Raw genomic sequence first — 286 nt, 5'->3', positions numbered from 1 at the left:
CCCATCTTAATCCTATAAATATTTGAACATTGAATAATGCTATTCTGTGTTTTTATGCGGTGTTAATCCGAATTTCTTCGGGCTATCCCCCTGATTAAGGTAGGTTGCATACGCGTTACGCACCCGTGCGCCACTTTTCCAAGAAGCAAGCCTCTTGGTATCGTTCGACTTGCATGTATTAGGCCTGCCGCTAGCGTTCATCCTGAGCCAGGATCAAACTCTCCATTGTAAAATGTTGTTGTTTAATACTGACCAGTTTTAACTATTGTTAAAAATAGTCTTCTTT

General features: G+C 40.6%; 1 rRNA gene (only partly in view). It reads right to left on the bottom strand.

The features are described from left to right. A 16S ribosomal RNA gene (locus ASG05_RS15620) occupies nucleotides 1-229 on the bottom strand (it extends 1101 nt beyond the left edge of the window). Between the last annotated feature and the right edge of the window lie 57 nt (nucleotides 230-286).

It is taken from the genome of Frigoribacterium sp. Leaf186 (assembly GCF_001423905.1).
Taxonomy (GTDB): domain Bacteria; phylum Actinomycetota; class Actinomycetes; order Actinomycetales; family Microbacteriaceae; genus Frigoribacterium.
Note: the sequence above shows the minus strand (reverse complement) of the source record. Positions and strands in the feature narration are given on the sequence as shown.